Source organism: Actinoplanes sp. NPDC051411, from assembly GCF_040682075.1.
Classification (GTDB): Bacteria; Actinomycetota; Actinomycetes; order Mycobacteriales; family Micromonosporaceae; genus Actinoplanes.
The window spans coordinates 1-5,362 of the sequence record NZ_JBFBAD010000252.1; the positions used below are offsets into that span (position 1 = coordinate 1).

Annotated in this window: 7 protein-coding genes; all 7 read right to left on the minus strand. The window is 70.1% G+C overall.

Going from position 1 to position 5,362, the window contains the following annotated elements; all coding sequences use genetic code 11:
* Window positions 1-346: hypothetical protein (locus AB0M88_RS52700; protein ID WP_364116048.1), on the minus strand; the 346-nt coding region annotated here is incomplete at its 3' end.
* A gap of 54 nt (window positions 347-400) precedes the next feature.
* Window positions 401-1,027, minus strand: coding sequence for a VTT domain-containing protein (locus AB0M88_RS52705; protein WP_364116051.1), 627 nt, complete (start codon window positions 1,025-1,027; stop codon window positions 401-403).
* A 96-nt stretch (window positions 1,028-1,123) separates the two neighbouring features.
* The gene (locus tag AB0M88_RS52710) at window positions 1,124-2,005 is read right to left on the minus strand and encodes an ABC transporter permease (protein ID WP_364116054.1); all 882 of its coding nucleotides are present in this window, start codon (window positions 2,003-2,005) and stop codon (window positions 1,124-1,126) included.
* Window positions 2,002-2,919, minus strand: coding sequence for an ATP-binding cassette domain-containing protein (locus tag AB0M88_RS52715; protein WP_364116057.1), 918 nt, complete (start codon window positions 2,917-2,919; stop codon window positions 2,002-2,004). The genes AB0M88_RS52710 and AB0M88_RS52715 overlap by 4 nt, the downstream gene beginning before the upstream one ends.
* 79 nt (window positions 2,920-2,998) lie before the next feature.
* Window positions 2,999-4,360 (minus strand): HAMP domain-containing sensor histidine kinase, encoded by a 1,362-nt coding sequence (locus AB0M88_RS52720; protein WP_364116060.1) that lies wholly within the window; start codon window positions 4,358-4,360, stop codon window positions 2,999-3,001.
* Window positions 4,357-5,049, minus strand: coding sequence for a response regulator transcription factor (locus tag AB0M88_RS52725; protein WP_364116062.1), 693 nt, complete (start codon window positions 5,047-5,049; stop codon window positions 4,357-4,359). Before AB0M88_RS52725 ends, AB0M88_RS52720 begins: the two co-directional genes overlap by 4 nt.
* Window positions 5,050-5,188: 139 nt before the next feature.
* Window positions 5,189-5,362 (minus strand): ATP-binding protein (locus AB0M88_RS52730; protein WP_364116065.1); only part of this gene is annotated, 174 nt, incomplete at its 5' end.

Below are 5,362 nucleotides of genomic sequence, written 5' to 3' on the forward strand. Positions count from 1 at the left end.
TGCCGCTGGTCATCAGGATGTAGGCGGCCAGCGACGGGCAGTGCGCCGGGTAGCCGGCGTCGTAGCGGGTGGTGGTGCCGTAGGCGCCGGCCAGCCGATTGAGGTACGGGGCGTCCGGGTCACCGATGACCTGACGGTAGCCGTGGTTCTCCTCCACGATCACCATGACCTTGCGGCCCGGGTCGGCGGCGGGCGAGGCGACACCGACCGAAGCCGCAGGAGCCGAGACAGCAGGAGCCGAGACGGCGGACGCCGAGACAGCGGGCGCCGGGGCTCCCGGCCCGCAGGCCGCGACCAGGGCAACCGCCGTCAACAGCGCGGACCAGGCAGATGAACGTAAGGCCATGGCTGCGGACCCTACTCACGACGTCCTGAGAATCGGTTGAAAAGCCCCATACGCTTACGGGTGATCCGTGCTGACCTTCGAACGACGCCGACCCCGGAGGAACTCGATCGCGATCGGGATCACCGAGATCACCACGATGCCGATCAGGATCAGCTCGATGTTGTTCTTGACGAAGGCGACCTGGCCCAGGAAGTAGCCCAGGATCGTGACACCGCAGGACCACAGCACGCCGCCGAGCACGTTGTAGCCGACGAACCGCCGGTAGTGCATGCCGCTCGCACCGGCCACGATCGGGGTGAAGGTACGCACGATCGGCACGAACCGGGCCAGCACGATCGACCGGGCACCGTACTTGTCGAAGAACGCCGAGGCCCGCTGCAGGTTCTCCTGCTTGAACAGCCGCGAGTCGGGCCGGCGGAACAGGGCCGGCCCGAAACGGCGCCCGAAGACGTAGCCGAACTGGTCGCCGAGCACCGCCGCAATCGAGATCAGCAGGCACATCAGCCACAGCGGCTGGTGCAGGTACTGCCGGTTCGCGATCAGCAGCCCGGTGGTGAACAACAGCGAGTCGCCGGGCAGGAAGAACCCGATCAGCAGGCCCGACTCGGCGAACACCAGCACGAGGATGCCGATCAGGCCGAACGTGGAGATCAGCCACTGCGGGTCGAGGAACTGCGACATCAGGATCCTTCGGCTCGAAGCAAGAGGCAGGAAACAACATGACCGCCGGACGGGCCACTAAACCTACAAGTCGTAGGTAAGAAAGCGCTGAAAAGGTCAGGCGATGTCGCGGCGCCGCAGGATCGACGTGCCGACCACGCCCGCGACGATGCCGTACGCGATCAGAACGACCGCGCCGACCCACTCGGCCGGGCTCTGGGTGAACGTCTTGGTCGGCGAGATCATCACCGTCGACGCGACCTCGGGCACGATCACCTGCAGGGTCAGCACCCAGTCCTGGTTGATCCAGTAGGTGTGGATCAGATCGAAGACGCTGCCCGCGGCCGAGGCGCCGACCAGGTAGAGCACGGTCGCCGAGACGGTGGCGCCGAGCTGGCTGCGGACCAGGGCGCCGAAGCCGACCCCGAAAACGGCCCAGATCGCGTACGCGGCGAGGTTGAGCAGGATCGCCCGCAGCACACCCCAGTGCCCCAGCTGCGAGCCGTACCCGAGGTGGTGTAGGAAGATCGCCCCGGCGACCACGCTGAGTACGGTCGAGACGAGCCAGGACGCGGCGGCCATGACGATCGCGGTGCCCAGCTTGCCGGCCACGACCCGGGTACGCCGCGGCGTCTGCAGGAACGTCGTGGTAGCGGTCTGCTGGTAATACTCGCTGGTGATCAGCACGATGCCGAGCAGGCAGGCGAGCAGCACCCCGATCAGCTGCCCCGAGGTGTAGAGCGTGGTCGCCTGGGTGATCGCGGAGTGCCCGAGCTGCCAGTCACTCCGCAGACGGGCCAGGAACTCGGGCGGGATCCGGTCGCCGTGGCCGTGTGTCTCCAGGGCCACGAACTGGGCGAACGGCTTGAGCAGGGAGTTCGCGTTCACCGCGTTGACCACGAACATGATCACGGTGCTGAGGACGGTGGCGACGGCGAACAGCCAGCCCATGCTGGTGGTGCGCAGCTTGAAGATCTCGGCGTGCACAAGACGGATCATCGGATGGCGGCCTTCTCGGTCGTGAGGGTCAGGAACACGTCTTCGAGGTCGGGCTGATCGGTGCTCAGGTGGTGCACGGCCACACCGGCGGCCAGAGCCGTGTCTCCGACCACGGCCGCGGTCGTACGGGAAACGAGAAGCGTGCCCGGTCCGGCCGCGATGACCGAAGCGCCGATCGCGCGCAGCGCGGAGGCGAGCGTCTCCGGATCGGGCGTGCCCACCTGGATCCGGGTGTCGCCGGCCATCGAGGCCAGCACCTCGCGGACCGCGCCCTGCCGGACCAGGCGGCCGGCCGCGACGATGACCACGTCGTCGGCCAGCGCCTGCATCTCCGAGAGCAGGTGGCTGGAGACCAGCACCGTGCGGCCATCGGCGGCCAGCCGCTGCAGGAACTCGCGCATCCAGCGGATGCCCTCCGGGTCGAGCCCGTTGGCCGGCTCGTCCAGGATCAGCACCCGCGGGTCGCCGAGCATGGCCGCGGCGATGCCGAGCCGCTGCTTCATGCCCAGCAAGTAGCCCTTGAACTTGCGGTCGGCGGCCGGCTGGAGGCCGACCATGTCGAGGACCTCCTCGGCCCGGCTCAGCGGCAGCCCGGTGGTGATGCAGCACGCCTTCAGGTGGTTGCGGCCGGTGCGGCCCTTGTGCGCCGAGGAGGCCTCCAGCACCGCGCCGACGACCCGGTCCGGCTCGGGCAGGTCGACGTAGCGGTGGCCGCCGATCGTGGCCGATCCGGCCGTCGACATGACCAGGTTGAGCAGCATCCGCAGGGTCGTGGTCTTGCCGGCGCCGTTGGGGCCCAGGAAGCCGGTGACCCGGCCCGGCTCGACGGTGAACGACAGGTCGTTCACCGCGGTCAGGCCCGGGTACTGCTTGGTCAGGCCGGATACGACGATGCGTCCGTCGTCCATGGTCATCCTCCGGTGATGGGGTTCGGCGGTGTGCCGTACACCCATCACGATCGGCGGCGAGGCTAAGAGCCTCCGGCGTGGCCGGTTAAGAAGACCCTAAGAGCACCGTGATCACCGTTCCCCGCGGCTCGTTGGGGCCGGCCGTGACGGTGCCGCCGTGCTGGGCCACCGTCTGCGCGACGATGGCCAGCCCGAGACCCGAGCCGGGCATCGAACGGGCCGCGGTGGCCCGGTAGAACCGGTCGAAGACGTACGGGCGGTCACCCTCGTCGATGCCCGGTCCGTGGTCGGCGACGGTCAGAACCGGCCGCTCGCCCGTCTTCAGCGTGACCTCGACCGTGCTGTCGGGCGGACTCCACTTGGCCGCGTTGTCGAGGATGTTGACGACCATCCGTTCGAGCTCGCCCGGCCGCCCGTGCACGACCGCCGGCTGAAGGTCGGTAGCGAACCGGACGCGGGGTGCCCGGATCCGTACGCGGATGACCGCCGCCTCGATCACGTCGGTGAGCTCGACGTCCTCGGCCGCCTCGCGGGTGCTCTCGTCCCGGGCCAGCTCGACCAGCTCGGTCGTCAGGGTGGCCAGCTCGGCCATCTGCGCGTTCAGATCGGCCAGCAGCTTCGCCCGCTCGTCGGGCGGCAGGCGGTGCGCGAGTTCGGGGTGCTTCTCGACCTCGAGCAGCAGCTCGATGTTGGTGCGGATGCTGGTCATGGGCGTCCGCATCTCGTGACTCGCGTCCTCGATCAGCGTGCGCTGGGCCCGCCGCGCGGTGTCGATCGCCGCCAGCAGGGTGTTGACCGACGCGCCGAGCCGGGCGATCTCGTCGGCCCCGTCGACCGGCAGCGGGCGGCCGAGATCCAGGGTGCCGGTGACGTCCTCGACCGCGCCGGTGAGCCGCTCCACCGGGGCCAGGCCGGCGCGGGCGACCGCCCGGCCGAGGAACGCCGCGCCGGCCACGCCGACCACGCTGACACCGAGCAGCAGCAGGCCCAGGATGGTCAGCACGTTCTCGTCCGGGTCCTGGTTGATCGCCACCGAAACGGCACCCCCGCCGGTGAGCGGCACCGTGAGCATCAGGTAGTCGTCGCCGCCGACCCGGACCGGCCTCTCTTGGGGCCGGCTGACGTTCGCGGTCACCGGCAGGGCGGTCGCCGAGTGACTCACGACCGCGCCGCTCGAATCGACGATCTGCCACTCCAGCCCGCTGTGCCGGTGTCCGTCGCGCGGCTCGGGGAGCCGCGCCGCGTTGCGCCACTGGTCGGGCTGGGCGACGATCGCGGCCGCCTCGCTGGTCAGTTGCGACTGGGTCTGGTGGTGCTGGATCTCGCCGACCGCCAGCCAGGCGACCACCGCGATGGTGACCACGGCGGCCGCGACCGCCCCGGTGACCAGCAGCGACAGTCGGGCCCGCAGGGTACGGCGGCGCCACCACCGGACCAGCCGTCTCACGGGGCGTCCTCACGCAGGACGAAGCCGACGCCGCGCACCGTCCAGAGCAGCCGGCTCTCGCCCTCGGCCTCCAGCTTGCGGCGCAGATAGCCGAGGTAGACGTGGATGCTGTTCGAGGTCTCGCCGAAGTCGTAGCCCCAGACCTGCTCGAACAGGCCGCTCCGGGTCAGCACCTGCCGCGGATGACGCAGGAACGCCTCGAGGATGCCGAACTCGGTGCGGGTGAGCCGGAGTTGGCGGTCACCACGCCGGACCTCACGGGTGCGCACGTCCATGCGTACGTCCGAAAAGCGCAACTCGGCGGCGTCGGCCGGCGCCGGTGTGGTGATCATCGAACGGCGCGCCAGCGCCCGCAGCCGGGCCAGCAGCTCCTGCAGGGCGAACGGCTTGACCAGGTAGTCGTCGGCACCGGCGTCCAGCCCGGCGACCCGGTCGCCGACGCCGTCGCGGGCGGTGAGCATCAGCACCGGCACCAGGATCCCGTCGGCCCGCAACTGCTGGCAGGTCGCCAGGCCGTCCATCACCGGCATGCTGACGTCGAGGATCATGGCGTCCGGCTCCCGGGTGGCGACGGCCGCCACGGCCTCCCGGCCGTCCGCCGCCGTCTCCACGTCGTGGCCCTCGAACCGCAGCGTCCGCGCGAGCGAGTCCCGCACCGCCGGGTCGTCGTCCACCACCAGCACCCGCACGATCATCCCTCCCGTACCAGCTTCATCCCGCACCCCGCAGGTCGCCGTCCGTTCGGCGAGAAATACCAGCGTGGCCGGGCACCTTAATCGCCGCGACCGGGGCGACTAAGAGTTTCCTAAGAGGGGTCGGGGAATCACATCAGTCCGTGGGGGGCAGCGGGAGCCGGATCCGCATCGCCGCGCCGTGCTCGAGGTCGTCGACGGTCAGCGTGCCGCCGTGCGCGGTCACGATGTCGCGGGCGATAGCCAGCCCGAGCCCACTGCCGCCACCGGCACGCGAACGACTGTCATCGAGCCGCACGAACCGTCCGAA